Source organism: Bartonella sp. AP9QHHD (assembly GCF_042195625.1).
In the GTDB taxonomy this organism is placed as follows: domain Bacteria; phylum Pseudomonadota; class Alphaproteobacteria; order Rhizobiales; family Rhizobiaceae; genus Bartonella.
The window spans coordinates 13165-38097 of sequence record NZ_JBHIOP010000062.1; the positions used below are offsets into that span (position 1 = coordinate 13165).

Annotated in this window: 26 protein-coding genes, 1 tRNA gene, 1 other RNA gene and 5 pseudogenes; 13 read left to right on the forward strand and 20 right to left on the reverse strand. The window is 42.2% G+C overall.

The annotated features are described in order from the left end of the window. Window positions 1–80: 80 nt before the first annotated feature. Complete coding sequence (locus ACFIK4_RS04870) at window positions 81–866, forward strand: tetratricopeptide repeat protein (protein WP_375611659.1); 786 nt, start codon at window positions 81–83, stop codon at window positions 864–866. Window positions 867–1633: 767 nt separating this feature from the next. Here ACFIK4_RS04870 and ACFIK4_RS04875 read toward each other — a convergent pair. Further along, window positions 1634–1786 carry a hypothetical protein gene (locus ACFIK4_RS04875; RefSeq protein ID WP_375675211.1) on the reverse strand — a complete coding sequence of 51 codons (153 nt, stop codon included), beginning with the start codon at window positions 1784–1786 and terminating at the stop codon, window positions 1634–1636. A 179-nt stretch (window positions 1787–1965) separates the two neighbouring features. Here ACFIK4_RS04875 and ssrS point away from each other — a divergent pair. The 4 genes from ssrS to ACFIK4_RS04895 all read left to right on the forward strand — a co-directional run bounded on the left by ssrS (window position 1966) and on the right by ACFIK4_RS04895 (window position 4318). After that, window positions 1966–2126: non-coding RNA, 6S RNA (ssrS, locus tag ACFIK4_RS04880), on the forward strand. A gap of 257 nt (window positions 2127–2383) precedes the next feature. Then, a complete protein-coding gene (locus tag ACFIK4_RS04885; RefSeq protein ID WP_375675213.1) occupies window positions 2384–2557 on the forward strand; it encodes a hypothetical protein in 174 nt (57 codons plus the stop codon). 315 nt (window positions 2558–2872) lie between these two features. Further along, on the forward strand, window positions 2873–3478 hold the full coding sequence (locus ACFIK4_RS04890; protein WP_375675319.1) for a 5-formyltetrahydrofolate cyclo-ligase: 606 nt from the start codon (window positions 2873–2875) through the stop codon (window positions 3476–3478). A gap of 18 nt (window positions 3479–3496) precedes the next feature. After that, window positions 3497–4318 (forward strand): TIGR00282 family metallophosphoesterase, encoded by an 822-nt coding sequence (locus ACFIK4_RS04895; protein WP_375675215.1) that lies wholly within the window; start codon window positions 3497–3499, stop codon window positions 4316–4318. Window positions 4319–4690: 372 nt separating this feature from the next. On the opposite strand, the pseudogene ACFIK4_RS04900 reads toward ACFIK4_RS04895, so the two are convergent. The 6 genes and pseudogenes from ACFIK4_RS04900 to ACFIK4_RS04925 all read right to left on the reverse strand — a co-directional run bounded on the left by ACFIK4_RS04900 (window position 4691) and on the right by ACFIK4_RS04925 (window position 8889). Next, window positions 4691–5046: pseudogene (locus tag ACFIK4_RS04900) on the reverse strand (helix-turn-helix domain-containing protein). 280 nt (window positions 5047–5326) lie between these two features. Beyond that, window positions 5327–5719, reverse strand: a complete 393-nt coding sequence (locus tag ACFIK4_RS04905; protein ID WP_375675217.1) for a helix-turn-helix domain-containing protein — start codon at window positions 5717–5719, stop codon at window positions 5327–5329. A 430-nt stretch (window positions 5720–6149) separates the two neighbouring features. Next, window positions 6150–6489: pseudogene (locus tag ACFIK4_RS04910) on the reverse strand (UDP-N-acetylglucosamine 1-carboxyvinyltransferase); the annotation flags it as partial. A gap of 354 nt (window positions 6490–6843) precedes the next feature. Beyond that, window positions 6844–7173 (reverse strand): annotated as a pseudogene (locus tag ACFIK4_RS04915) (UDP-N-acetylglucosamine 1-carboxyvinyltransferase); the annotation flags it as partial. Between the two features lie 91 nt (window positions 7174–7264). Continuing rightward, window positions 7265–8560 carry a UDP-N-acetylglucosamine 1-carboxyvinyltransferase gene (murA, locus tag ACFIK4_RS04920; RefSeq protein WP_375638476.1) on the reverse strand — a complete coding sequence of 432 codons (1296 nt, stop codon included), beginning with the start codon at window positions 8558–8560 and terminating at the stop codon, window positions 7265–7267. Between the two features lie 176 nt (window positions 8561–8736). Then, window positions 8737–8889 (reverse strand): hypothetical protein, encoded by a 153-nt coding sequence (locus tag ACFIK4_RS04925; protein WP_375675220.1) that lies wholly within the window; start codon window positions 8887–8889, stop codon window positions 8737–8739. Window positions 8890–9061: 172 nt separating this feature from the next. On the opposite strand from ACFIK4_RS04925, the gene ACFIK4_RS04930 reads away from it, so the two are divergent. Further along, window positions 9062–9136 (forward strand) — tRNA-Thr (locus ACFIK4_RS04930). A gap of 184 nt (window positions 9137–9320) precedes the next feature. On the opposite strand, the gene ACFIK4_RS04935 is transcribed toward ACFIK4_RS04930, so the two are convergent. After that, entirely contained in the window at window positions 9321–9509 is a 189-nt protein-coding gene (locus tag ACFIK4_RS04935) for a hypothetical protein (RefSeq protein ID WP_375675222.1), read from the reverse strand. Between the two features lie 1408 nt (window positions 9510–10917). Between ACFIK4_RS04935 and ACFIK4_RS04940 the strand changes: the two genes are divergently transcribed. The 4 genes and pseudogenes from ACFIK4_RS04940 to ACFIK4_RS04955 form a co-directional block, all read left to right on the forward strand. Then, entirely contained in the window at window positions 10918–11655 is a 738-nt protein-coding gene (locus ACFIK4_RS04940; protein WP_375675224.1) for a hypothetical protein, read from the forward strand. A gap of 93 nt (window positions 11656–11748) precedes the next feature. Then, on the forward strand, window positions 11749–12282 hold the full coding sequence (locus ACFIK4_RS04945) for a hypothetical protein (RefSeq protein WP_375675226.1): 534 nt from the start codon (window positions 11749–11751) through the stop codon (window positions 12280–12282). 230 nt (window positions 12283–12512) lie between these two features. Continuing rightward, on the forward strand, window positions 12513–12818 hold the full coding sequence (locus ACFIK4_RS04950) for a hypothetical protein (protein WP_375675228.1): 306 nt from the start codon (window positions 12513–12515) through the stop codon (window positions 12816–12818). A gap of 436 nt (window positions 12819–13254) precedes the next feature. Beyond that, window positions 13255–13494: pseudogene (locus ACFIK4_RS04955) on the forward strand (DnaJ domain-containing protein); the annotation flags it as partial. Window positions 13495–13909: 415 nt separating this feature from the next. Here ACFIK4_RS04955 and ACFIK4_RS04960 read toward each other — a convergent pair. The 6 genes from ACFIK4_RS04960 to ACFIK4_RS04985 all read right to left on the reverse strand — a co-directional run bounded on the left by ACFIK4_RS04960 (window position 13910) and on the right by ACFIK4_RS04985 (window position 16455). Then, entirely contained in the window at window positions 13910–14113 is a 204-nt protein-coding gene (locus tag ACFIK4_RS04960; protein ID WP_375675230.1) for a hypothetical protein, read from the reverse strand. 40 nt (window positions 14114–14153) lie between these two features. Then, the gene (locus ACFIK4_RS04965; protein ID WP_375675232.1) at window positions 14154–14348 is read right to left on the reverse strand and encodes a hypothetical protein; all 195 of its coding nucleotides are present in this window, start codon (window positions 14346–14348) and stop codon (window positions 14154–14156) included. Between the two features lie 166 nt (window positions 14349–14514). Further along, entirely contained in the window at window positions 14515–14838 is a 324-nt protein-coding gene (locus ACFIK4_RS04970) for a hypothetical protein (RefSeq protein ID WP_375646988.1), read from the reverse strand. A 112-nt stretch (window positions 14839–14950) separates the two neighbouring features. Beyond that, on the reverse strand, window positions 14951–15715 hold the full coding sequence (locus tag ACFIK4_RS04975; protein ID WP_375675234.1) for a lambda exonuclease family protein: 765 nt from the start codon (window positions 15713–15715) through the stop codon (window positions 14951–14953). A gap of 69 nt (window positions 15716–15784) precedes the next feature. Beyond that, window positions 15785–15955 carry a hypothetical protein gene (locus ACFIK4_RS04980; RefSeq protein WP_375638470.1) on the reverse strand — a complete coding sequence of 57 codons (171 nt, stop codon included), beginning with the start codon at window positions 15953–15955 and terminating at the stop codon, window positions 15785–15787. 230 nt (window positions 15956–16185) lie between these two features. After that, window positions 16186–16455 (reverse strand): hypothetical protein, encoded by a 270-nt coding sequence (locus ACFIK4_RS04985; RefSeq protein ID WP_375611645.1) that lies wholly within the window; start codon window positions 16453–16455, stop codon window positions 16186–16188. 452 nt (window positions 16456–16907) lie between these two features. Here ACFIK4_RS04985 and ACFIK4_RS04990 point away from each other — a divergent pair, with 452 nt between their 5' ends. Next, window positions 16908–17129: a hypothetical protein gene (locus tag ACFIK4_RS04990; protein WP_375675321.1), complete on the forward strand. Its 222-nt coding sequence runs from the start codon at window positions 16908–16910 to the stop codon at window positions 17127–17129. On the opposite strand, the gene ACFIK4_RS04995 is transcribed toward ACFIK4_RS04990, so the two are convergent. From ACFIK4_RS04995 to ACFIK4_RS05005, 3 genes are all read right to left on the reverse strand, one after another. Further along, window positions 17071–17259 carry a hypothetical protein gene (locus tag ACFIK4_RS04995; RefSeq protein WP_273790850.1) on the reverse strand — a complete coding sequence of 63 codons (189 nt, stop codon included), beginning with the start codon at window positions 17257–17259 and terminating at the stop codon, window positions 17071–17073. The two genes, ACFIK4_RS04990 and ACFIK4_RS04995, sit on opposite strands and share 59 nt — an antisense overlap. Before the next feature lie 2 nt (window positions 17260–17261). Continuing rightward, window positions 17262–17651: a hypothetical protein gene (locus ACFIK4_RS05000; protein ID WP_375611644.1), complete on the reverse strand. Its 390-nt coding sequence runs from the start codon at window positions 17649–17651 to the stop codon at window positions 17262–17264. Between the two features lie 312 nt (window positions 17652–17963). Then, window positions 17964–18281, reverse strand: coding sequence for an XRE family transcriptional regulator (locus ACFIK4_RS05005; RefSeq protein ID WP_273790852.1), 318 nt, complete (start codon window positions 18279–18281; stop codon window positions 17964–17966). Window positions 18282–18697: 416 nt separating this feature from the next. On the opposite strand from ACFIK4_RS05005, the gene ACFIK4_RS05010 reads away from it, so the two are divergent. Both ACFIK4_RS05010 and ACFIK4_RS05015 read left to right on the forward strand, forming a co-directional pair. Then, window positions 18698–19768 carry a YdaU family protein gene (locus ACFIK4_RS05010; RefSeq protein WP_375675237.1) on the forward strand — a complete coding sequence of 357 codons (1071 nt, stop codon included), beginning with the start codon at window positions 18698–18700 and terminating at the stop codon, window positions 19766–19768. A gap of 535 nt (window positions 19769–20303) precedes the next feature. Beyond that, window positions 20304–23039 (forward strand): annotated as a pseudogene (locus ACFIK4_RS05015) (toprim domain-containing protein); the annotation flags it as partial. Between the two features lie 142 nt (window positions 23040–23181). On the opposite strand, the gene ACFIK4_RS05020 reads toward ACFIK4_RS05015, so the two are convergent. From ACFIK4_RS05020 to ACFIK4_RS05030, 3 genes are all read right to left on the reverse strand, one after another. Next, window positions 23182–24267, reverse strand: coding sequence for a hypothetical protein (locus ACFIK4_RS05020; protein WP_375675239.1), 1086 nt, complete (start codon window positions 24265–24267; stop codon window positions 23182–23184). A 64-nt stretch (window positions 24268–24331) separates the two neighbouring features. After that, window positions 24332–24544, reverse strand: coding sequence for a hypothetical protein (locus ACFIK4_RS05025; RefSeq protein ID WP_375675241.1), 213 nt, complete (start codon window positions 24542–24544; stop codon window positions 24332–24334). Between the two features lie 57 nt (window positions 24545–24601). Further along, the gene (locus ACFIK4_RS05030; protein WP_375675243.1) at window positions 24602–24925 is read right to left on the reverse strand and encodes a hypothetical protein; all 324 of its coding nucleotides are present in this window, start codon (window positions 24923–24925) and stop codon (window positions 24602–24604) included. Window positions 24926–24933: the final 8 nt, after the last annotated feature.

Below are 24933 nucleotides of genomic sequence, written 5' to 3' on the forward strand. Positions count from 1 at the left end.
TTTTTTTGGTTATAAGTCCGTTGATTACAAGTCTAGTATTTGATAATATTTGGTGATTTATCTTTTGGGGGCTTGTTTTTATGGATTCTTCTATTTTTTTAAAAGCCTTTCGATTTTTTCAGCTGCGTTTTTTCTGTATTTTTCAGCGCGCGTTTTTTCTTTTTTTTGTTGGCGTTTTTTGTTTTGTTCCCTCGAGCTATGGGCAAAATCCTCCTTCTCTTCCTGAAGATCGGCCTTCTCCACAATCGCTTTTACCGTTAGATGATCTTATTCCCAATTCTCCTCCCCCTTCCTCAACGCCCTCCGATTCTGATTCCTCGGCGGTTATTCTTGAAGATCTTGACAAAGAGCAGCTTTCCCATGTTGACAGAGTTAAGCAGCGCAAAGAAGCAGAAATTTCACGTTTACTCAAAGAATTGAAATATTGTGCTGATGTTGCTAAAGCGAAAAAGATCAGTCAACAACTTCAACATTTATGGTCCCAATCGGGGAGTGAGACGATTGATCTTTTAATGTCATGGGCTGAAAATGCACTCAACAGCGACGATTATGGACTTGCGCTTGATTATATTGACAATGCTCTTGCACTTTTACCTACTCATTCTGAAGCTTGGATAAGACGCGCTTGGATTCACATTCAACTGAACGATTTCAAACTTGCCCTGCTTGATCTCAACCATGCTCTTGAACTTGAGCCGCGCAATTATAGTGCTTTTTTTGAACTTGGCGTTGTCATGGAAGCAACGGAGCGTCCAAAACTTGCTCTTAAAGCTTATGAAACAGCATTGGATTACTATCCACAAATGCGCAGGATTCAAAAGCGCGTGCAAGCTCTGTTAGACGAACAATCACCCCAAGCTCTTTAAAACCATTCAAGAACAAGACACTTTACGGCATCCTTTCAAACCTAGATAAGACGCAAGCCGGCTTCACATTCCACTCAATAAACTGCCCCTGCTTATAACCCCCCCCCCCAATTGACAGTGTCTTTTTTTGAAACTTAGCCATTACCATGGAAGCAACAGAGCGTTCAAAACTTGGCTCTTAAGATTGATGAAACAGCATTGGATTACACTCCACAAATGCGCAGGATTCAAAAGCGCGTGCAAGCTCTGTTAGACGAACAATCACCCCAAGCTCTTTAAAACCATTCAAGAACGAGACGCGCTTTACGGCATCCTTTCAAACCTAGATAAGACGCAAGCCGGCTTCACATTCCACTCAATAAACTGCCCCTGCTTATAACCACACCATCACCCCCCCACACAATTCACAGTGCCTTTTTTTGAATTTGGACCTTTTTTGTATTGAAGGCATCTTCCAAACACTGCCAATATGCCCCTTACAGAATTTCTTCTCATAGCAAGCATACGGGCTTCACGCCTAAGTCCTCTTCACGCCGTTTCTTCTTTTCACACCTTCCATCATGGATAAAAAAAAATTGTAAACACGATCCTCAAAAAATACTTTTTGAAAAAAGCTTAAAACATCGCTTAGCGCCTCTGATAAACTGTCATCGTCTGTTTTTTATTTATGAGCTTCAACCATAGCACAGCACATACCGTATCGGCTCTCCTCCACCCCTCAAAGTTGATAAAACAGCCCTGAAATATGGCTTCACAAAGCAAAAACTTCAAAGGTGCAACACCAATTCAACCAACATACTTGAAATAAGAAATATTCCTTTCAAAACTCCTCCAAGCATTACCCCCGAAACATAAAAATCAAGCATTGTCGCAAAAGAGCTAATCAAGCCATTGCCAATAAACCGTTCTACGTCACTCAATCACCCACCCCCACTCATATTTTTTGCTTTTTTACTTTGAATAAGCCATCCATCATACAGCCATTTCGAGCAACCACCAGCAAGGTTATAAAAACTCTCCTGAAATACTTTATGAAAAAGAAGAGAGCGAGGTTATTTTATCTCTAGCAGAAACTCTGAAATTGTTTTATATTAAGGAGGGTGTTCTGCACTTCTCGACAGGAAATAACGTATTCCTGAGACCTTAATGATCTCCAAGGGAGCTGTCCCTGATCAAGCCCGTGGGCTTTTTCATATGGCGCCCACCTATTTGTATAGGTTCCCGGGATCAGCTTTTTCCATCGGCTGTTGTGGATCACCCTTTATTTATATAACTTTTTTACATCAAATTTTTCCAGCTAAAATTGAGAGCGTCCTTTTACATAAGACCAATGACGATACTCTCTTTTCAAGAAATAAAAATTACGATAGGCTTTATTTTATAAAACAGACAGCACTGACAAAATAATCCCCTCTGTGAATCTGCTTCACCCCTTCGCACGCAAGCAACGCAAAAGCGGCTTGTTGCACCAAGATACCCCCTAAAGAGCACACACTTTTTTTCATGCTTTTTTTTTCATGAGCACAGCTCTTGTCCTAACAGAGATTTACAAAACGCCAACAATGGATAAAATACCAGCATCTTATAAAACAATTGACGAGACAATGACAAATAATCCCCTCTGTGAATCTGCTTCACCCCTTCGCACACAGCAACGCAAAAGCGGCTTGTCGCACCAAAATACCCCCTAAAGAGCACACACTTTTTTTCATGAGCACAGCTCTTGTCCTAACAGAGATTTACAAAACGCCAACAATGGATAAAATATCAGCATCTTATAAAACAATTGACGAGACAATGACACAAAATCCCCTCTGTGAATCTGCTTCATCCCTTCGCACGCAAGCAGCGCAAAAGCGGTTTATCGCACCAAGATACCCCCTTATAAAGAGCACACACTTTTTTTCATGCTTTTTTTCATGAGCACAGCTCTTGTCCTAACAGAGATTTACAAAACGCCAACAATGGATAAAATACCAGCATCTTATAAAACAATTGACGAGACAATGACAAATAATCCCCTCTATGAATCTGCTTCATCCCTTCGCACACAGCAACGCAAAAGCGGTTTATCGCGTCGTGATGCTCTTTTAACAGAAGAGCGTGCACTCTTTTCGCAGCGTGCTTGTTGCCACTTTATTGAATACCTTGAAAAGAAGGGAACCGATTTTTCACGCCTCATTTTAGCAGGCTATTGGCCCATTAAATCGGAAATTGACCCGCGTCCTTTACTGGATGCTGTAGCGTTACGCGGTGGGCATTTAGCCTTACCAGCAGTTCTTGATTCCACCACCATGATTTTCCGTGCATTTTCGCCCAGCACGATTTTAGAGCCCATGCGTTTTGGCACCTTTGGTCCGGGTGCAGACAATGACGTTGTTGCCCCCAATAATATTATTGTTCCGCTTTCTGCATTTGATCGTCAATGTCACCGTCTTGGCTATGGAGGAGGATACTATGACCGTGCTGTTGCAGCTCTTGAAAAACAAGGGCATCAAATGATATTATGGGGCATAGGATTTTCATGTCAGGAGGTTTCCTCTATTCCCGCAGCAGAATATGATCTACAGGTACAAGGAATTTTTACAGAAAAAGGTTTCTTAAAATGTTAAAATGTGATTAAAGCGCCTATGCGTTTTTTATTTTTAGGTGACATTGTTGGTAGCACAGGCTGTAAAGCTGTTTTTGAACACCTTCCTCAACTGATTGAGAAATGGCAGCTTGATTTTGTTGTGGTAAATGGTGAAAATGCCTCTGGTGGTTTTGGTCTCACACAAGAAACGTATCAAGATCTTTTGATAACCGGTGTTGATGTTGTCACCACAGGTAATCATGCTTTTTCTCACAAAGAAGCATTGCAGTATGCCCATGAGAGTGATCGTTTTTTACGCCCTGCCAATTTTTCGAAAGAAACTCCTGGAAAAGGTTCTGGTGTTTTTACGGCAAAAAATGGCGCCCGTGTTCTTGTCGCCAATCTGTTGGGCAACGTTTTTATGCCGTGTAAAGTAGAAGATCCATTTGAAACAGCGGAAAATATTCTGCTTGCCTGTTCGTTGATGGAGCAAGCCGATACGATTATTTTTGACTTTCACGCAGAAACGACAAGCGAGAAGCAATGTTTTGGCCATTTTCTTGATGGTCGTGTGAGTGTTATCGTTGGCACCCATACGCATATTCCCACGGCTGACGCGCAGATCTTAGAAGGTGGGAGCGCCTATTTAACAGATGCAGGCATGTGTGGAGATTATAATTCCTCTCTTGGAATGGATAAAGAAGAACCCTTACACCGTTTTCTTTATAAGACGAAGCAAAATCGTTTTGAACCGGCATGTGGTCCTGCCACCCTTTGTGGTTTAGCGGTTGAGATTTCAGATCGCACCGGTTTAGCAGAAAAGGTCTCGGCAGTACGGATTGGTCCTCATTTAAAGCCTGAAGTTCCGGATTTTTGGTAGCTTCTTTTAAGCCGCCCCTTTGATGATCGCTCTCCACTGTGCGCCCTTTGGATGATTGCTCTCCAAGATTTTCTTTTGAGAACTCTATTTGGCAAGACGACTTTTCCAGCCCTTCCCAAATCCCTACTAAAAACACCCCGCCCTCCAATTTACCTAATACAGCAACTTTTCTAGCACAAATAAGTCACTCTTTAAAAAAAAATAAAGGATAAAAGATAAAATTTTTCGTGATTTTTAAAACGATGAGAAGGAGGTTTTATTTGGACATTTCTGCGGGGGGGGGGGAGGAGAAATGTTAACCCCCTTCTCTAGAAAAAGCTTTATATAATAATTTATTATTTAGCAAGAGCCTCTTTAATCTTTTTTTTGATTCTAACGAAAATTTAATCTTAAAATTGCTTTTTGCTTTTTAGGTTTGAGCTCTCTAAAACTTTTCAAAAGGATATGCTCTTCTTTACTTGAAATCCTTTCATCACAGTAATACAAAGCATTTTCTTTTGTTGAGAGATCAGCGTAAAAAAGGCAATAGGAACATTGAGAATATCAGCAATTTCCTGTAAACGCCCAGCTCCTATACGATTAGAGCCTTTTTCATATTTTTGGATTTGTTGAAAAGTCACACCTAACTGGCTACCTAATTTCTTTTGCGACATTCCCAGCATTGCTCTTTTAAAGCGAATTTTTCTGCCTATCGAAATATCGTTAAAGTGTGGATTTTTAGTTTGCACGTCAAGCTCCCCTGCCGGTTGCGAGCGCCTCTTATGCGTATTCTGGGAGTCTGAAAGTACTGAGTTCAGTCAGCTTTTTTGCTTTTAGTGCTAGAGCGCACCTGGACATAGCAAAAACTCCCGGAATCTCGCGATACTTATAAAGCAGGCTAATGTTTCATCTTGGATTTTCAGGCTTTGGGTTTCACCATTCAACCACACTGTACGACGAGAACCCTAGTGCTTGTTCATAAAATAATTTCTGGAGACCAGCAATAAAATTTAAAACAGTGTTTTTATCTCATGAGACAATCAAACACAAAATTGCTTTCTGTTTTTGAGGTTTGAGCTCTCTAAAACTTTTCAAAAGGATGTGCTCTTCTTTACTTGCGATCCCTTCATCACAGCAATACAAGGCATTTTCTTTTGTCGAGAGATCCGTATAGAAAAAAGAAATGGGAACATTAAGAATATCAGCAATTTCTTGTAAACGCCCAGCTCCTATACGATTAGAGCCTTTTTCATATTTTTGGATTTGTTGAAAAGTCACCCCTAACTGGCTGCCTAATTTCTTTTGCGACATTCCCAGCATTGTTCTTTTAAAGCGAATTTTTCTGCCTATCGAAATGTCGTTAAAGTGTGGATTTTTAGCTTTCACTTCAAGCTCCCCTGCCGGTTGCGAGCGCCCTCGCATGAGTATTCCGGGAGTCTGAAAGTACTGAGTTCGAATCAGCTTTTTTTGCTTTTAGTGCTAGAGCGCACCTGGACATGGCAAAAACTCCCGGAATTCCGGGATACCTACAAGAGTAGGTTCATTTTATGATCGAACTTTAGGGCTTTCAGACCCTACTGATCGCTGCGTAGACGACCAAAGTCACCCTTTAAGGTATAAAGGAATTGAAGAAGATTAGCAATAAAATTTAAAAACAGTCTTTATTTTATGAGCTCCACCCCCGCCTCTCAAACTTTTATGCCCGCTCGTAAAAACTCCAAAACCATGAAATAAAACCCACGTTTATTGAGAGGACTAATAACCCTTTATTTTTGAGATCACACCTCCCAAAAGCACACCTAACAACATATCACCCCCTCCCAAAGCCATTTTTGAGAGACATCTTACAGATTTACACTGTGATGCGTTGGATTTTTGCGCCACAACGAGCCAATTTTTCTTCTAATCTCTCAAATCCACGATCAAGATGATAAACACGATTGACGATTGTTTTCCCCTTTGCTGCCAATGTAACAAGAGTAAGAGGGCTGCAATCACAAGAGAAACAACAAGCACGCAAATCCGTCGCCATGATGAGGCCCCCCTTGCAAATTCTCTGTTCCATGAGATGCGTTGCTCTCTCGCCCATCAAGCTTTATTTGCGCCCTCAAGCGATTGAGTTCTTGAACATGCATAAAACGATTTTCGAAAACCGTCTCTGTAATATGCGCGATTCCTTCAGCCCGTGTCATGCACCCCGCGTCATGAGCGCCATGAACGAAACTTAGACAATAATCACGAGCCTCCTCAAGAGTGAGAGAAGCAAAACTTTACACGAAAGAAAAACCATTCCGAAAAGAAAACAGCAGCCACAAAAGCCATACCCTTGAAAGATGGAGATTTGAAAGAACTATTGAGAAAATCATCAAGAATGTACGGCTCCAAAATTCCACAAGCAAGAGAGTAAACCATTAAAAATGCACCAGCCAAGCCCAGCGCCCCAAGCCCAGCCCCTCCCAACAAGCAAACATTGTGTTAAAACGCCCCCAAGCAATCGCCCCCCCCCTCAACCACAGCGCAAAGCATTCAGCATATCTTTGAAAGCTTTACACTGTGATGCGTTGGATTTTTGCACCACAACGAGCCAATTTTTCTTCTAATCTCTCAAATCCACGATCAAGATGATAAACACGATTGACGATTGTTTCTCCCTTTGCTGCCAATGTAACAAGAGTAAGAGGGCTGCAATCACAAGAGAAACAACAAGCACGCAAATCCGTCGCCATGACAGGAGCCCCCCCTTGCAAATTCTCTGTTCCATGAGATGCGTTGCTCTCTCGCCCATCAAGCTTTATTTGCGCCCTCAAGCGATTGAGTTCTTGAACATGCATAAAACGATTTTCGAAAACCGTCTCTGTAATATGCGCGCTTCCCTCAACCCCGTGTCATGAAAGCATGCCGCCCACACAACAGCCACCCCCCAAGCAACCTCTCAAAGCCATTCTTTGGAGCATATCTTTGAAAGCTTTACACTGTGATACGTTGGATTTTTGCGCCACAACGAGCCAATTTTTCTTCTAATCTCTCAAATCCACGATCAAGATGATAAACACGATTGACGATTGTTTCTCCCTTTGCTGCCAATGCTGCAATCACAAGAGAAACAGAAGCGCGCAAATCCGTCGCCATGACAGGAGCCCCTTGCAAATTCTCTGTTCCATAGACAGTTGCCGTCTGCCCATCAAGCTTTATCTTTGCCCCTAAGCGATTGAGTTCTTGAACATGCATAAAACGATTTTCGAAAACCGTCTCTGTAATATGCGCGATTCCTTCAGCCCGTGTCATGAGCGCCATGAATTGCGCTTGGAGATCAGTTGGAAAAGCAGGATAAGGTCCTGTTTTAATATCAACGGGCATAATTTTGGTGTTCTTTGGATTTCGCTTAATATGAATTCCTTGAGGTTCTATTTGAATCTCGAGTCCTGTTTTTTGGAGCACCTTAAGCACCTTTGTGAGATGATTAGGATTTGCATTTTTAAGAAAGACATCTCCTCCCGTCATAGCAACAGCCATTGCATATGTTCCCGCTTCGATTCGATCAGCAATAACGCGTACTCTAGCACCGTTGAGTTTTTTAACCCCTTCAATTGTAAGCGTTGTTGTTCCTTCACCGGTTATTTGAGCCCCCATAGCATTCAGGGTTCGAATAAGGTTTGTCACTTCTGGCTCACAAGCTGCATTCTCAAGAGTGGTTGTTCCCTTTGCCATTGTCGCCGCCATCAGCAGCACATGGGTTCCACCAACAGTGACTTTAGGGAAACGATAGTGAGCACCTTTTAACCCCTTTAGCGCTTTTGCATGAACATATCCATTTTCGATAGTAATCTGTGCGCCTAAAGTTTTAAGTCCCTCAAGGATAAAATCGACAGGTCTTGTTCCAATAGCGCATCCTCCAGGAAGCGAAACATAAGCCTCTGCGCATCGTGCAAGCAGTGGTCCGATAACCCAAAAGCTTGCACGCATTTTTTTCACCAGTTCGTATGGTGCCCGTGTTGTGGCTATTTTTTGCGCCGTAAAATGAATTGTTCTTGAATTCACACATTCATCGTTAAACTCTTGTCCATCAACGGCATATCCAACACCATGATTATTGAGAATACGAATAAGCAATTCAACATCGGCCAGATGCGGAATATTTTCTAAAGTGAGCGTTTCTTCTGTCAGCAGCGCCGCAATCATAAGAGGCAATGCAGCATTTTTTGCCCCAGATATAGGAATTGTTCCTTGAAGTTTTTTTCCCCCAACAATTTGAATAGAATCCATCGTGTTTTCCCTCTTTTCCTTTGTGCCTGCCCTTCCAAAGGATTGTCCCCCTTCGGGAAGTTATGCTTTATTAATCGTTTTAGAACGCATTCTAACTATGAGAACAAATTATTGAGAAGTTTGGTTGCAAAAATTTACTAAAAAACATTTTTTTGCATTTTAGAGCTTTTTGCATTTTAGAGCTCTGGTTGTGCTCTTTTTCGACTTTGCTCTTTTCGACGTTTCAGGTTTTGACGCAATTGTTGTACCAATCTTTCTTGACGTCGTTTTGCTTTTTCATCTTGATGATTAATTTCATTTTGTTTTTGTTTTTGATGCATTTGTGTCATTGCGCAACCTTTTAAACAGTGTTGAGCTTCTATCCAAGCAACTCATTTAGATATTTAAGCATATAAGAAACATATGTCATGACATAAGATACGTTTTCTTGCAAGAATATACAAATGTTCTCTTGCCTATTTTCTGACAATATGGCACAAGACAGCGCAAAGATTGAAAAGGGCTGCGGTAGCTCAGTGGTAGAGCACTCCCTTGGTAAGGGAGAGGTCGAGAGTTCAATCCTCTCTCGCAGCACCATTTTATTCTTCTTTTGCCTCTCTCTTCTTGCCCTTATAAGTCTTCCCTATAAGCCTAAATCTTTTCCCCAACCTTCATCGGCTTCATCAAATCCTCCATCCTTTAAACCATGCGCTTCAATAGCCTCAAAATCAGTAGCTTCAAAATCAAGAGCCTCAATGCCACGCTTAATCTCTAAAATGCCTTACGAACGGCTTTTGAAATTGACCGCCCCCAAAGAATATCCCCCCACCCCTTTCCTTGCCTCCCCTTTCCTTGCCTCCCCTTTCCTTGCCTCCCCCCTCTTTCCTTTCTGTAAGATTTGCCCCCTATCCTTCTCTTTACCAAGCCTCACTGTTGCAACAGCTCTTAGCACTTGAGACGGTATAGGCATTTTTATTTTTTCAATATTTTATTTCTTGAATATTTTTCCCCACAAGCTCACCCTGTTTGTAATATGCAAACAAACGATTTTACTTGATTCAATATAAGAGCGTCTGAATAAGAAGGGTTGAAATAAGAACATCTCACACTATTTCGGGCTCTCATTGAAATTCAAATTAAATCTCAATAATGAATTATTATAAACTCATTGTTTGAACATATCCCATTGATACCTTTATCCGCCCCAAAATGAATAATCTTATCTTTCTAGCCTCTCTACCCACCTCAAGCAACACAAGTATTCCCTGTAAAAATTAGAATAAGCTTCATCTATCCTATTCGTCATTTACAACAAATCTAACAGAGCCATTTCCAGAACCTCCTCTCAACGCCTTTCCCATTCTCCCCACCCCTTACCAAAAGAAAAAAAAACAAACAGTGATACCCCTCCACAGTGAAGCTTTCAAGAAGCCACTCCACGCTCCCATATGGCAAAAATCCCATATACCAGACATCCCATATACCAGAAAATTGAGAGCCTGCCTTTTCAAAGAAGATCCCTCATTACCAATTTTATACACTATGGTTTTCCACGTGCTCTAAGCCATCCCTCTTTCAACACGCATCTTTTTTATACGAATACTTTGATTGATACAGATAGCGTTATTCCTCTTGCATAAGAATCCGAAGAGCAAAAAATTCTCTCCCCCTCTATTCTATTGAAATCAATCACTCCTCTTCGCTTACAGTTCACAAACAGAAAGATCCGTATGGCGAGAAACTTTCCAAGAAAAGCATATCTCTTCGTAAGAAGCCTCCCAGTAAACGAGATTATGAATCGTCTCAAGAGCTACAGCCCATGCCGCAATTTTGGCAACGGGCCCCCAATAGTACCAACTTACTTTTTCATAAAGTAAGATAGGGTGCGCAATGTTTATAATCTACAGGGTTTTATAACCTCTGGGGTTTATAATTTACGGGGCTTGACCGTTATACCCCTCACGATATTATTCACAAGCGGCAGTATGAAATTTATGAACGCCGGCATAAAATGGCTGTGAAATGAGCTTAGAGCGAGATATCTTTATTAAAACAAGTGCGTGAATGTACAACAACAAGTATATTTCATTTGGAGTATTTTGGATATTGCCTACTCTCCCCACCCTAGGACAACCATTTTGTCTACAGATCCCCTTATATATTCTGCATATTTTCTGCTGTCATATCTCCTCCAATAAGCTAAAACCCCACATATGCGGGGTTTTAGCCAGTACCACACCTTTATTTAGACACATTATGATCACTATAACCATTTTTATTAAATACGTTTTTACGTATATTTTCAACACAAAAATAACACATATTGATTTATTTAACAGAAATCAATTAAATATTCATGATAATCATTAAAAGTTAAAATGATGAAATTATTATTCAGAACGTACGTCATAATATTTATAACGTTTTTTTCTGTATTCATATTATTGGGTTGTACTCAAGTAAGCGACCTTGCTGAATACGATAGGCTTTACCAAAAATATGTCCATGAAAATTACACTCCTTTAGCATATTCTCAGAAATTAGAAAAAGCAAAAAAAGAGGTAGAATATTTAAAAGCGTATATGGAATGGACTGTAGATATACCCCATGACAAAAGTCAATTTTGGAGGCATTTAATAACATTGCCCCGTAATCCTCCAGAATTCAATATTTTAAGACATTATCACATATTGCTTGTTTTTTGTGGACGTTTTTTTGATTTATGGCAAGGTGATAAAACGATGCCCACACTTACCTTTAACGACTTACCAACAAGACTGAAGGATTTTAAAGCTAACGGGATGAAATACAGGAAAAATTGGGATTATATAGAAAATATTTTCCTCAAAGCAAAGTTTGAAACAAACTTTGATGATCCAATGTTTGCGTACGCAGAAAAATTTTTGGATTCCCCTAATGGCATTAGTCGAAAAGAACAAACTCTCCAGACAGAGCTGCTCATAATAGGCAATGAACTCACTCGTTTTAGAAACACAGCAACAATGTGCGTTATGGCTAGAGAGGTATACCTTGCCATGATGCCCAAAGAAAATGTAAAACCGCCCGTAAGATATAGCACTTTTGAAAAATGGAAGCAGTATTTAAAAAATCTTTAAACGGATCATAAAATGCCTTTCAAAATACTTCTAAAGAACCATTAAGCCCTCTCACAATGACTATAATCAAGCACTAAGAGGGTATAAAAAACAATGTTAATTAAACAGTCTTTATTGAGAAGCGTCTTAATTATCGCTCTTTTAACAACGCATCTTTTTTATTCTTCAAAGGGATATACTCATTCGAATGAAGTGTTCTCTTCAAAAGAAATTACAGAAAGAGAGAGTTTCTTCCGCATTTTCCTTGTTAATGGAAGTCGCTGGTGGGAAGAAAAATTCTACCAAATTCTCTGGATAGAAAAAACATTTTTTTTGGAAAACAAGCAGCAGTTATCGCAACCGCTCTATGAAAAACATGTCAATATAATAAAAAAATGGCAGAATATAATCAAAAAACGACATCATGTATTTAATACTCTGTGCACCCTTATAGAATTAGAAATAGATGCAATGCGACATGTGAATGAAGCAAAACACTCTCATAAGCATACAGATCTCTCAAACCTTATGAAACACATAGAGACATATCAAGAGCGTATAGTTAAAAACAAGAAAGAACTTGAGAAACTTGATCATGAAATTGAGATCTTATACAAAGTTATCATAGAATATACAAAATTACCATAAACTTTGATCTATTCATTCCATAACTTTATGAAAAGTGCTTCTCAAAGGGTCCCCTGTATTTTCAAGCGTTTTGAACTATCTATCGCCACCTTTAGATACAGAGTGCCAAAGTACAGTAACGTTATCATACAATTTGTTGTATTTTACCAACACAAAAATAACACATATTGATTTATTTAACAGAAATGACTTATAAAAGCTCATCAGAAACAAACGACAATAAATACCTTATGTTTAAACACTTTATTTTCTTCGCTATCGTAATAAGCGCTGTTTTATTTACGCATCATACAACGAGTGGATGTACAACAGATGGTCTTTTTGTTGGAAGTACTTCTCCGATCAATTGTATTTCAAAAGAATATATAAGACAGAAAATAAAAAAGAAGCTATTAGAAAAAGAACGCGAAAGAGAATGGTTAGAGCTTGAACAATTTTCTGTTAGCGCTTGTCTAGGTGGAAAATTTCCTGTTTATTATGGCTTTTCTATTATCGATTGTGTTTTGAGAGGAAGAACTAAAACAAAATCGTCTTAATCAAAATCGTTTTAATAATGAAATTAATATAATGAACTTATTCCTGCAATGGTTTATCGTAGCATTCGTAATAACAACGATAATGTCTGTTCCCATAAGTTTACTTTGGCGTTTTAGATTTAAGGTTCCTGCCTGTTTATTTACAATAATGACAACCTTGGCTATTATTGCCGTCCCTTTTACATTTGATTTATCGTCTCTCTTTTAATCTATTTTTGTAAAAAATATTTCTAAAATATTAAAAACACCCTGCATTTTTAAGCGTTTTGAACTGTATCTCCTCTCATTTAGAGACAATAGCCCCAAGTACAGCCATGCCACTCAATACAATGTTCACCATATTTCTAACATAAAAATAACACATGTCGATACATTCAAAAGAGATCAATTAAACGATCTTATAAAATAAGAGCAATACACAAAGTGGCTGTATTTAATGATAGTAAATGAAGACGATTATTATGGAATTCTTGGTGTAAGCTACGCATGCAACGATAAACAGATAAAATCTGCTTTTCGTAAATTAGCTCTGCAATACCACCCTGATCATAATTCTAGTACCGAAGCAGAACAAAAATTCAGAAAAATTTGTGAAGCCTATGAAGTTCTTAAAGATCCTCAAAAGAGAGCTGCTTACAATCAGTTCTATCATAAAACTTTTAAAGATAATGACAAGGCTTCTGAAATTAGTAGAAAGCAAGAGAACAGACGACAAGATAATACCGAGCATGTAATTGGTAGTATCATGAATGTAATTTTCATTATTTGTGGAATAATACCTATATTTCGTTTTTTACGTGGAATATACCACTAGGAATAATAAGTATAGGGTTATTAATTTTCATCAGTATAAAAGGATATTTGGTAAATATTGGTGCATTTATCTTCGGGATCATACTAATATCATTTATCAAAGTTATATGGAGAAGTATCTATTGATCAGTGCTTTTGAAGAGCTTTAAGATCAGTCCCGCAGTGAATTCACAAGGTGTGGTAATTTTTGATTTTCTATAACAAGGTAGTGTAGAAAAACATAAAGATTATAATGTCTCTATCCGTTCTTTTCTTATTCTCCCGTTTCCTCCACCCCTCTATTTTTTTCCACAACCTGCCCCCCAATCTTTTCCCCAACAAGCCCACTTGACTCCACACAGACTTTTTCTCATGCCCCTACATCCTTTTCCCATATCGGCTAAAAAAAATCCCCCAAGCCCCCGCAAAGCTCTCTCCCCCCCAAGAACGAAAGCATAACGTACACCATTGTCACAGCAATGAAAAAGCAATTGGCCCATCATTGCCACTCCCCCACAGTACTCACCACAAAAGCACCCAAAATCACACCACCATATCTCTAAACAACTTGGCCTTACTCCCCATTCTCGTTTTCCCTTCCAGCATACCGCGCCGCCTTGCATGCGCTCCAAGCACCCTTTCTTCCCACATTTTCCCACCATGCCTTTCACATTCATGACCAAGCTCTTTGCGCTCCCTACACTCTTTGCGCTCTTTGCTTGCACCCTCCTCCAACACAAAAACCAGCTCTTTTCCTCCTTGAACGTGCCTTTTTATAGGTTGGAACCTGTCTGCACTGCTGCTTCCCTTCCCCCTAAACCTCATTTTTGTTCTCTAGCATGCTTTCGTGTCACTCCAAGTCACAGGATAACGACCTGCCCCCTTCATCCCCACTATTTCCTCCTCATCCCGCTCCAACATTTCTCTTCCCAAAGCCGCGTATCTCCCCCTTTTCCATATCGGCTAAGAAAATCCCCCAAGCCCCCGCAAAGCTCTCTCCCCCCAAGAACGAAAGCATAACGTACACCATTGTCACCACAATGAAAAAGCAACTCAGCCCTTTCATTGCGGCTCCCCCCCCCCAACACTCACCACAAAAGCACCCAAAATCACAGCCTCCATACCTCTGAACACTTAGCCTTACTCCCCATTCTCGTTTTCCCCTCCAGCATACCGCGCCGCCTTGCATGCGCTCCAAGCACCCTTTCTTTCCCCATTTTCCCACCATGCTTTCACATTCATGACCAAGCTCTTTGTGCTCCCTGCACTCTTTGCGCCCCCTTATTTAGCACCCTCTTCCAACATATGCTTTGCTCTTTTCCCCCTCTGCTCTTTCCTTTTTATAGAACTTTGCCTCTCCTCAACGCTACACAAGATCCCTTTCTTGCCCGCCTCATTCTTGTTTTGCCCTCCAGCATACGTCTTGCATGCGCTCCAAACTCCCCGCTTTCTCCCTCCTTCAAAGCAATTTCTGTTCTTATATGAAAACCTGTCTCAACCGATTTAATTTGCTGTACCATCTTCTCCAAAGCCTCATTAAAACGGCTAATTTCATTTTCAAGCTTGCAAATATATGCTTCATCACGATAAGCCCGTTTAATCAAAGGAGGCATATCCGGCCAATAGAGCATTAAATCCACCCATTCGCGTTGAGAAATCCATAATCCCCCTTGACATTGTGCTTTATGTTCTGCTGGAAAGCTCTTTTGCATGAAATGAGGGATCAAAATTTCAGGTTTTTTTGTTTTAATTTCTAATAAGCCATTTTTTCCCACAAAAGCATCGGGGGAAAATCCTTGTCTGCGGTCATCTGCCAAAACAAAGCCAATACATTCAGGTTCTGTATGTGTAAATTCCCCATAAAGCTGTCGCGCGCTTGGTTCTAATTCAGTCCCACGTCGCATAGAAAGTGTTGCCCCTTCATCAACAGTTTTTCCGGTAATTCTTTCTCCCGCCAATTTCATCATCACACTCTGATAGCGTGACGTTTTTTGCCCTTGTTTTGTTCGTGCCATAACCATCTCAAACAACGAAGCCGTAATCAAACCATTACGCACTTGCTGCCATTCCTCTGTTCCTTGAATACAATCGATAATGATTGGCATAGTATTTCTCCCCTTCATCTTTAAGGTGTTTTTTTTTGCAACATATTCTCTTTGAAACATTCATATCTTTTAAGATGCATTCCCCACTAAGAATGACAGCATCCTTAAATATTGTGCTGCTGAAATCACAAAAGCTGTTGGAAACGCCCCCCTCAACATCCCCCTCCCCACAAGTTTCTCATCCCCTCCTTTTCCATATCGGTTAAGCCCCCAAGCGGCGCCCTCCCTAGACGAAAGCATAACGCGTGATATTTTCTCCCCGATAAAAAAACCTCTCGCCCATCATTGCCCCCTAAGGCTCAATACAAAAACGGTCAGAACCGCGCTCCCATAGCGCCTTCCTCTTCTTCCCTCTCAAACACCTTCCCTCATTTCCCAACATGCTTTCACATTCATATCCAAGCTCTTTGCACTCCCTGCGCTCCAAGCCCTCTACTTTCCCCCCTCCTCCAACACTCTACTCCTTCCCCCTACACGGAACTTTTTTTAAAGATTGACATCTCCTCAACGCTTGTACGGCTGCCCCTTTTCCACACCTCATATCTCCCCTCCAGCATATGCCTTACATACGCTTCAAGCTCTCCTCTCCCCCCACTCGTTCTCCCTCTTAACCAGCCAACCACCAACATTTTCCCCAACAAGCTTCCCCCCAACATCCCTCCTCCCCACAAGTTTCTCATCCCCTCCTTTTCCATATCAGCTAAGCCCCCCCAAGTCGTCTCCCCCAAGAACGAAAGCATAACGCACACCATTGTCACCACAATGAAAAAGCACTTGGGCCCATCATTGCGCTCTCCCAGCACTCAACACAAAAGCACCCCAAAGCCCCCCCCCCCACGTGTCCCAATATGTCTAAACAAGCTTTAACGATCTCCCCCGTCAAACACCTCCTTCCATTTTCCAGCATGCTTTAGGTATCATTCCAAGCTCCCTACTTGCGTGCCGCAAAAACACAAAAACCGGCTCTTTTCCCCCTTGAACTTGCCTTTTTATAGGTTGGAACCTGTCTGTACTGCTGCTTCTCTTCCCCCTAAGCCTTCATTTTTGTTCTCCAGCATGCTTTCATATCACTCCAACCCCACTGGATAACCCGCTGCTGCTTCATTGCCTTACCCCCCCCCAATGAACCAGCCGGCAACTGCCCCCTACACACAAGCGTCCGCAATTCCCCATATATAGGGCTCTTTTCTTCATGCCCTCCTTTCCATATCGGCTAAGAAAATCCCCGCAAAGCTCTCCCCCAAGCGGCTCCCCTAAGTCGTCCCCCCCCCAAGAACGAAAGCATAATGTGCACCATTGTCACCGCAATGAAAAAGCACTTGGGCCCATCATTGCGGCTTCTTTTTTCAACCCTGCTACTGCACGACGGAAAAATCATGGCGGCAATATTCTTCCTCCAATTTTTTTGCCATAGACTGAGCCACCTCTTGCGATATAAAAAGTATAGCGTTGTGTTTTTGTGGTTCGAGTCTGATTAAATTCCGCATATTTCCAGCATAATAAAGTGGAATCCCTTGATACGAAGTCTTGAGATAACTTGGCATGTTTACCACCAATAATCTGTCAAGACATCACATGGGCGTAAACGATGCTGTTTTTCATAAGAGCCATAGAGATTATCTTCATAATCGCAAGCCGCTCTTTCATTTAAACAAGCATGATAAGCTTCACTATTCAAAATGAAGGGCTGCAATTGTGTATTTTCTTCATTTATTTCATGATTTTCGACATAAAAATCAGCGATTTGTTCCGTAATATCTTCAGCATGAGAAGTTGTCAGATCGAGTCGTAAAACTCTATAAACAGTTTCACATTCTTCAATCAGTTCGAGCACTTCTTCGATTTCGTCGATTGGTCCTTCATAAGTACAAGGATTTTCCTCTTCGCATAAAACGACAATGATTTCATCCTCTTTAACGAATGAAATATTTTTCATGATTTCCCCCTTTAGATAGTTGATAAAGCATAGCCTTGTCTTGACAAGACTAAATATAGCGTTAGTCTTATATCCTCTATAGGAGAGATGTCAACCATTTTATCCTTCATAAAAGATATATTTTAAATATCTACGGGGTTCAAATGACATATGTAAAGAAAAATCTATTATTCTTTGTTCCTCTCATGCCCCTTTGTTGTTCTCTATTTGTTCTTACAAAATTGCAATTATAAACACACAGGAGAGATAAAATGAGTGACATAATATTAATAAAACACTGGAGTCGCCTTGACTCAAAAGCACAGAAGGAAGTTATTTTGAAGCTTCGTCAATTGGTCGCCGCAAAAGAGTCAAAATCGCCTGTCTCTCTTGCGGAGAGAGTTTCGAAATAAGCTCTATAAATTCTTTATCTTCAGGGCTAGCCCCTTTCCCGTAAAGAATATAATTCATACTGATATTAATTTCGTGACAAATTCGCGAGAGAGATTCGATTGTTGGTTCTTTTCCTTCAGAAAGAATAGAATGAAGGTACCCCGCGCCTTTACCGGCAGCGAGGGAGATAGATCTTTTTGACCGCCCACTTTTTTCCAAAGCGATTCTTAATCTTTGACGCCAACCATCGATATTCATAATTTCACCATATAGCGCGTCTTTTTAAAAAAACACGTCCTTTTTATAAAACGGGCTTGCATTATCCTTTAAAAAGGATAAAATTAAGGAAACAAATTTTACTTTTTAGGGGGAATTTTTTTTTATTTTTAGATCATAAAAACACTTTAACCACCCTACCGGATATAAAAGACCACCTCCAAAGCTTCTGCCCAAAAGCAAGTACGTTGAGAATGTGTGGTATTCTTTATTTTTTCCATCACCGCAATCTTAAATCGTAAGTTTGCATGCTCTTCAAGCACAGCCAATCATTTATAAGCATCGTAAAGAAGCCTCTAGTCATCATCGAACAGAGCCAAAAGCAACACAAGTTAAATCCTTATTTGAGCTTTTATCATCAATAAAAATGTATAAAAAAGAAGAAAGTAGATTGCAGTATGAAACACGCTAATCAACAAGAAACTCCTCATTATGAATCGTCTAGGCTTCCATATGTTTGTTGGTATCAAAATGACTTTCTAGGAGGTGTACGTGGGATGCGCGCACACGAAATTGGAATCTATACGATTCTTCTCAATGAAATGTATGCCCGTGGCCGACCTTTAGAAATATCGAAAGAACGTTTAGCGCGTCTTTGTGGTTGTGACAAGCGAACTTTTGTTAATGTTTTAGAGATGCTCATCCAAGAGGGTAAGATTTTAAATTTAGCTAATGGATTATGGAACAAGCGTTGCGAAAATGTTTTTCAAGAGCGTGAAAAATTGCTTGAACAAAAATCCTTTGCGGGTCGTTCTTCGGCAAAAAAACGCAAGAAAATCAATGCAGAGATGCAACAACTGCTTAACGAAAGTCCAAAAGATGTTGCACAAAACTCAAAAGCTCAAAAGGCAGAAGAAAAGGAAACACCTTACGGTGTTTTAGAAAAGAAAATTTTGTTTGATGAGACAGAACCTTGTTTTTCCTGCGAAGAGAACTTTGAACAAAGCGATCATCCATCCCCCTCACCGGCTCTTGGTTCACCTCTCCCTTTGCCTGCCCAAGCAGAAGCAGAGCAAAAAAACGCCTCCCCTTTAAAAGCTCCCCAAGACGAGTTCACTCCCGCCCCTATCGCGCAAATTGTCACGGGGGAAAAAACAAAATCCGCCACCACTCTTCCCCCCAGCAATCTTCCTGCCTCCATCCCGCTTTGCACCAACAAAAAAACCACAACCTCAGTTACCAAAGGGCATCGCCTTCCTGAGCATTGGCAAGCAGACATCAAGGCGGCAGTTTCAGAAGGCTTGAGTGAAAGCCAAGCCCATTGGCAAGCCAAGAAGTTTCGCGACTATTGGCAAGCCAAGGGCGGCAAAGAAGCTCTCAAAGTAGACTGGCAAGCCACATGGCGCAACTGGTTTCGCCGTGAGATCGAACGGCAAGAACAGCAAAAACAGGGAGGCTCCTCATCTTTTACCTCTGAGAACAACGACACGCTTTACCGCAGTTTGATCAACTATAACGACAATTTTTGACATCACACAAACAACGTATTTTTCAAGCAAGCGCGGGGACAAAAATGCTTCAAAACCACAACAGCATCGGACAAAACAACACAGAACAAAACAAAAGGCGGCAAAACAACATTTGGATAGGCGATTCACACAGCAAAACGCGTCAACATCGACCATTTTGCTCTCATCACAAAAGCGTTTTCCCCACGCAAAAGACCCTCACAGGCACCCCAACATACACACCCCAACATGCACCCCAATACACCAGGACTCCAGCATGCACCACACCCTCACAGATATATCCACCCACCTTCTTGCATCATCCACCCTACCTGCTTCCAACGCGCCCCTCTCAAAGGGCTCCACCTTCCTAAACCCTTGGCAAACAGATACCAACACAGCCATTTCAAAAACTTTCAGGATAGAGCAAGTCCCGCGCAAAAAAGGACCGTATAGCATAAGACCTTTCACCATGTGATCGAACAACGAGAACAGCAAAAACAGAATCCTCACCTCCCACATCTTGAGAAAAACGACAATAATATCACGAATGACCATGAGCACAATTTTTGAAATCAAACAAAAACTTATCTCACAAGCAGATAGAATAGCAGAAATGCTTCTTCCCCAAGGGCACAAACGAGGCAACAATTGGATTGTAGGCAACACACGTGGTGAAGCTGGTCAAAGTTTATCGATTTGCTTAAGTGGTAGTAAAGCAGGACTTTGGTATGATTTTGCAGAAAGCACAGGAGGAGATCTTTTAGACCTTTGGTGTGAAGTCAAAGGCATTAGCCTCTCTCAAGCCTTAGAAGAAGCACGCGCGACTCTCAATCTGACACGCCCCAAACCCTTTATGGCGCCTCATCGTTCCTATCGCCGTCCACCGGTTCCTAAAGGGCAGAGCCCGCAGAATCTTGTAAAAACCTATCTCCATGAAGAACGCCGCATTCCTCTAGAAATTATAAAGCGTTACCGCATAGGAGAAAATGGCGAAAAAATCATTTTCCCCTTTTATAAACCCGACGGCACCCTTGCTTTAGTCAAAGAACGGCTTGCACAAGCGGGAGCAAAAACAAAACCTACAGCAGCACACTGTGAACCGATTTTGTTTGGCTGGCAAGCCCTTTACCCCACAAACCACCCCTCCACGCACACATCCCAGCAGGCACCCCAAAACACCGCCACAATCAACCCCGCCTCCACAAAGGCATCCCTGCACACATCCCAACAGGTAACCCAACACGCACCTCAGCAGGTACCCCAAAACACCGCCCAGCAGGTACCCTCAACTAACCACCCCTCCACGCAGGCGCCCACGCACACATCCCAACAGGCAACCCAGCACACACCTCAGCAAGTATTCCAACACACACCTCAGCAGGCATCCCAACACACACCTCAGCAGGTACCCTCAACCAACCACGCCTCCACACAAGCGCCCCAAAACACTGCCTCAACTAACCTCACCTCCACGCAGGCACCCCAACACACACCTCAGCAGGTACCCTCAACCAACCCCACCTCCACACAGGCATTCCAAAACACCGCCTCAACTAACCTCACCTCCACGCAGGCATCCCCGCACACATCCCAGCAGGTAACCCAACACACACCTCAGCAGGTACCCTCAATCAACCCCACCTCAACCAACCCCGCCTCTACACAGGCATCCCAAAACACCGCCTCAACCAACCCCGCCTCCACAAAGGCATCCCCGCACACATCCCAACAGGCAACCCAGCACGCACCTCAGCAGGCACCCCAAAACACACCCCAGCAGGTACCCTCAACCAACCCCGCCTCCACGCACACATCCCAGCAGGCGACCCAGCACACACCTCAGCAAGTATTCCAACACACATCCCAACAGGTACCCTCAACCAACCTCACCTCCACGCAGGCACCCCAAAACACCGACACAACCAACCCCACCTCTACACAGGCATCCCAAAACACCACCTCAACCAACCACGCCTCCACACAGGCGCCCCAAAACACCGCCTCAACCAACCCCACCTCCACACACACACACCAACAGGCACCCACACACCCCCCCCAACAGGCGCCATTTCCCATTCTTTCTTCAACAAACCGTACCATTGTTATCACTGAAGGAGAAATTGATGCGCTATCCTTAGCAGCCTATGGATATCCGGCGGTTTCTGTTCCCTTTGGAGGAGGCAGTGGAGGAAAACACAACTGGATTGAAAATGAATTTGATCATTTAGAATCTTTTGAAACGATTTTTTTAGCCACCGATATGGACAAGCCCGGAGAAGAAGCAGCCCGTGAGATTGCCAGCAGGCTTGGACGCCACCGTTGCTACCGTGTCCGTTTACCCCTTAAAGATGCCAATGACTGTTTAACCGCAGGGATCGATAAAGCCACCATAAAAGCCGCCTTTTCCTCAGCACAAAGCTTTGCACCAGAAGGTTTACGGCGCGCCTCAGACTATAAAGATCAAGTGATTGGGCTTTTTTGGCCAGAGCCTGAAAAACATCTTGGTTATACGGTTCCCTATCCTAAACTGAAGGACAAATTGCATTTCCGCCCAGCAGAATTAACGCTCTGGAGCGGTGCGAGTGGTGCAGGTAAAAGCCAATTATTATCAGATTGTATTCCCCATTGGATTGCACAAAAGAGTCGCCTTTGCTTAGCGTCTCTAGAAATGAAAGGAGAACAATCGCTTCGCCGTTTAACCAAACAAACGGGCGGCTTAGAACAGCCTACAAAAGAAACGATTGAACGGATTCTTCATTTTTTAGACGATGGGCTTATTCTTTATGAGCATGTTGGCAAATCAAGCGTTGACACCTTGCTTGATGTCTTTGACTATTGTCGTGCGCGCTATGGCTGCGATCAATTTATCATCGACAGTTTGATGCGGCTTGGCATTGCCTCTGATGATTATGCAAGACAAGAACAAGCCGTTTATAAAATGGTTGATTGGGCTGTTTTAAACAATGTACATATTCACCTTGTAGCCCATGCCCGCAAAGGCGGTCTGGATAAAGATATCCCCAGCACAGAAGACATTAAAGGCGCCTCAGAAATTGGTGCCAATGCCTTTAACATCATCACCATTTGGCGCAATCGGTCGTTGGAAGATAAAATCTTTGCCGCCTCTCTCGCACAAGAAAAAGCAGATTTAGCCAAACGCCCAGGTGTCATTATGAATATTGCCAAACAACGTTCTGGTGATTTTGAAGGCAAAATAGGGCTTTGGTTTGATCCCCAAACTTATCGCTATCGCTGTTCTTTTGAACAATCATTCCCTCGACGTTATCTGTAATGCCCCATAAACCCCACTCTCTTTAAAAACGCCTCCGCTTTCAAACGCGCACGTCTTGCTCCCACAGAAACAACAGGAAGGATCAATCCACAAATGATGAAAAACACCCAATCCTTCGCGAACCAAAGCCTGCTCAACCCTAGATTCTCTGCTCCCAAACGCAAACAAAAAAAGGTCGCTCCAACAACGGCGCAAAACACCACCCCTTCAATAACCACAAACAACGCGTCACCACCCCATCTCGCCGCCCCCTCATATGCAAAATCAAGAACCACTCCAACAGTGCAGCAAACACGATCCCCATCAAGGACAGGAGTCCCCATGGTATGTCCATACTCTCCATCCCCCAAAGAGCTAAAAAAAGGACGACTCCTAAAACGCCGTAAAACAGTACTTCCTTCAAAAAGAGGGAAACACCAAAAATACAATAAAACGCCGCCCGCCACCACGGAATATCGAAGCGCTTGGAAACCTTATAAGTACCAATAACGACAACAATAAAAAGGTAGGAAACCACCAACAACAGCAAAAAAACACCCCCTACCTCAAGAACCAAGCCCATAGAACACGCGCACGCCTTATACCCTGATAAATCAAAGGAGAAAAAAAATCCAACAATAAAGGGCAACACCCTCTCATCCGAGAACCAAAGCCAGCTCAACCCTAGATTCTCTGCTCCCAGACGGGTAAAAAAAAGGATTAGTGCCAAAATGCAGCAAAACAGCACAAAATTCAAAGCACGCAACAACCTCTGTAACACCGTATCACCTTGCTCGCGTATAAAGAACCCCAAGAGCACTTTCAACAATACAGTCAAGAGCAATCCCTTTAAGAATACCGCCCTTATGCTATCCATATCCCTGACGCCCACAGCAGCGAACCACAGGATAAAGCCCATCATGCAACAAAACATGACCGCCTTTAAGAACACTTGCCAAGCAACAGGCATACTCTTGACGCCCAGATGCACCAAACCAAGGACAGTTGCAAAAATGCAAGAAAACACCGCCCCCTTTAAGAGCAGCTCCCCATCAACAGCGCGCCTGCCCACGCCCACATAAACAAAACCAAGGTAGGTGGCAAGGGCGCCATAAAGCACCACCCATCTCCAAAACATCCACCCTGTAACAGAGCGACGCTTTGCTCCCTTATAAATAAAAATCAAGGCCAGAGCAAAAAAGCAGAAAAACCAAGGCAACAGCCAAAACATCACATCGTTCGACATCAAATACCCCTCACAGAAAGAACATCAAAGACCATGCCCGTGGAAAAGAAAAATGCTCATTTTTTTAAGCACCATCCCAACAGTACACGCACTCACCGTACCCCCTCCAAAACAAAAAAGGAACAAGTCCAATAGTGCTCACAAACACCCCATTGTTCAAGAACCAATGCGTGCTCCAGCCCATATGCTTTACTCCCACATGTGCCAACCCAACAACAGCTCCAACAACGCCACCAAACACCAGCCCCTTAAAAAACATGTCCCATGCAACCACCATACACCCCGCACCTTTATTAAGCAAAACCAAAGACCATGCCAAAAATGCAGCAAAAGATCAATCCTTTTCAAAGAATGAAATCCTAAACCCAAGACGCTTTGCCCCTAGACAAATAAGCCCAAGGATAAGACCAAAGACAACGCCAAAAAGAATGTAAAAAACCCACTTGTTTGAAAACCACACCTGAGCCAAACCAAAATGCTCAGCTTTCGCATAAACAAACTTAGAGGTCACGCCAACAAAGAATGCAAGCACCCCACCCTTAAAAAAGTCCTTCCTTGTAAACCCGAAAAACCTTATTCCCACATAAATAGAAACAAAGGCGAGAGCCAAAGGACAGAAAAGTGCCAACCACTGCAAAAACATCACATCGTTCGACATCAAATACC

Coding starts and splice junctions, on each gene's coding strand:
- ACFIK4_RS04870 (WP_375611659.1), top strand. CDS start 81: ATGGATTCTTCTATTTTTTTAAAAGCCTTTCGATTTTTTCAGCTGCGT.
- ACFIK4_RS04885 (WP_375675213.1), top strand. CDS start 2,384: ATGAGCACAGCTCTTGTCCTAACAGAGATTTACAAAACGCCAACAATG.
- ACFIK4_RS04890 (WP_375675319.1), top strand. CDS start 2,873: ATGACAAATAATCCCCTCTATGAATCTGCTTCATCCCTTCGCACACAG.
- ACFIK4_RS04895 (WP_375675215.1), top strand. CDS start 3,497: ATGCGTTTTTTATTTTTAGGTGACATTGTTGGTAGCACAGGCTGTAAA.
- ACFIK4_RS04905 (WP_375675217.1), bottom strand. CDS start 5,719: ATGCGAGGGCGCTCGCAACCGGCAGGGGAGCTTGAAGTGAAAGCTAAA.
- murA (WP_375638476.1), bottom strand. CDS start 8,560: ATGGATTCTATTCAAATTGTTGGGGGAAAAAAACTTCAAGGAACAATT.
- ACFIK4_RS04925 (WP_375675220.1), bottom strand. CDS start 8,889: ATGACACAAATGCATCAAAAACAAAAACAAAATGAAATTAATCATCAA.
- ACFIK4_RS04935 (WP_375675222.1), bottom strand. CDS start 9,509: ATGCCTATACCGTCTCAAGTGCTAAGAGCTGTTGCAACAGTGAGGCTT.
- ACFIK4_RS04940 (WP_375675224.1), top strand. CDS start 10,918: ATGATGAAATTATTATTCAGAACGTACGTCATAATATTTATAACGTTT.
- ACFIK4_RS04945 (WP_375675226.1), top strand. CDS start 11,749: ATGTTAATTAAACAGTCTTTATTGAGAAGCGTCTTAATTATCGCTCTT.
- ACFIK4_RS04950 (WP_375675228.1), top strand. CDS start 12,513: ATGTTTAAACACTTTATTTTCTTCGCTATCGTAATAAGCGCTGTTTTA.
- ACFIK4_RS04960 (WP_375675230.1), bottom strand. CDS start 14,113: ATGATGGGCCAATTGCTTTTTCATTGCTGTGACAATGGTGTACGTTAT.
- ACFIK4_RS04970 (WP_375646988.1), bottom strand. CDS start 14,838: ATGGTGGGAAAATGGGGAAAGAAAGGGTGCTTGGAGCGCATGCAAGGC.
- ACFIK4_RS04975 (WP_375675234.1), bottom strand. CDS start 15,715: ATGCCAATCATTATCGATTGTATTCAAGGAACAGAGGAATGGCAGCAA.
- ACFIK4_RS04980 (WP_375638470.1), bottom strand. CDS start 15,955: ATGCTTTCGTCTAGGGAGGGCGCCGCTTGGGGGCTTAACCGATATGGA.
- ACFIK4_RS04985 (WP_375611645.1), bottom strand. CDS start 16,455: ATGCTTTCGTTCTTGGGGGAGACGACTTGGGGGGGCTTAGCTGATATG.
- ACFIK4_RS04990 (WP_375675321.1), top strand. CDS start 16,908: ATGCCCTCCTTTCCATATCGGCTAAGAAAATCCCCGCAAAGCTCTCCC.
- ACFIK4_RS04995 (WP_273790850.1), bottom strand. CDS start 17,259: ATGCCAAGTTATCTCAAGACTTCGTATCAAGGGATTCCACTTTATTAT.
- ACFIK4_RS05000 (WP_375611644.1), bottom strand. CDS start 17,651: ATGAAAAATATTTCATTCGTTAAAGAGGATGAAATCATTGTCGTTTTA.
- ACFIK4_RS05005 (WP_273790852.1), bottom strand. CDS start 18,281: ATGAATATCGATGGTTGGCGTCAAAGATTAAGAATCGCTTTGGAAAAA.
- ACFIK4_RS05010 (WP_375675237.1), top strand. CDS start 18,698: ATGAAACACGCTAATCAACAAGAAACTCCTCATTATGAATCGTCTAGG.
- ACFIK4_RS05020 (WP_375675239.1), bottom strand. CDS start 24,267: ATGTCGAACGATGTGATGTTTTGGCTGTTGCCTTGGTTTTTCTGCTTT.
- ACFIK4_RS05025 (WP_375675241.1), bottom strand. CDS start 24,544: ATGGTGGTTGCATGGGACATGTTTTTTAAGGGGCTGGTGTTTGGTGGC.
- ACFIK4_RS05030 (WP_375675243.1), bottom strand. CDS start 24,925: ATGTCGAACGATGTGATGTTTTTGCAGTGGTTGGCACTTTTCTGTCCT.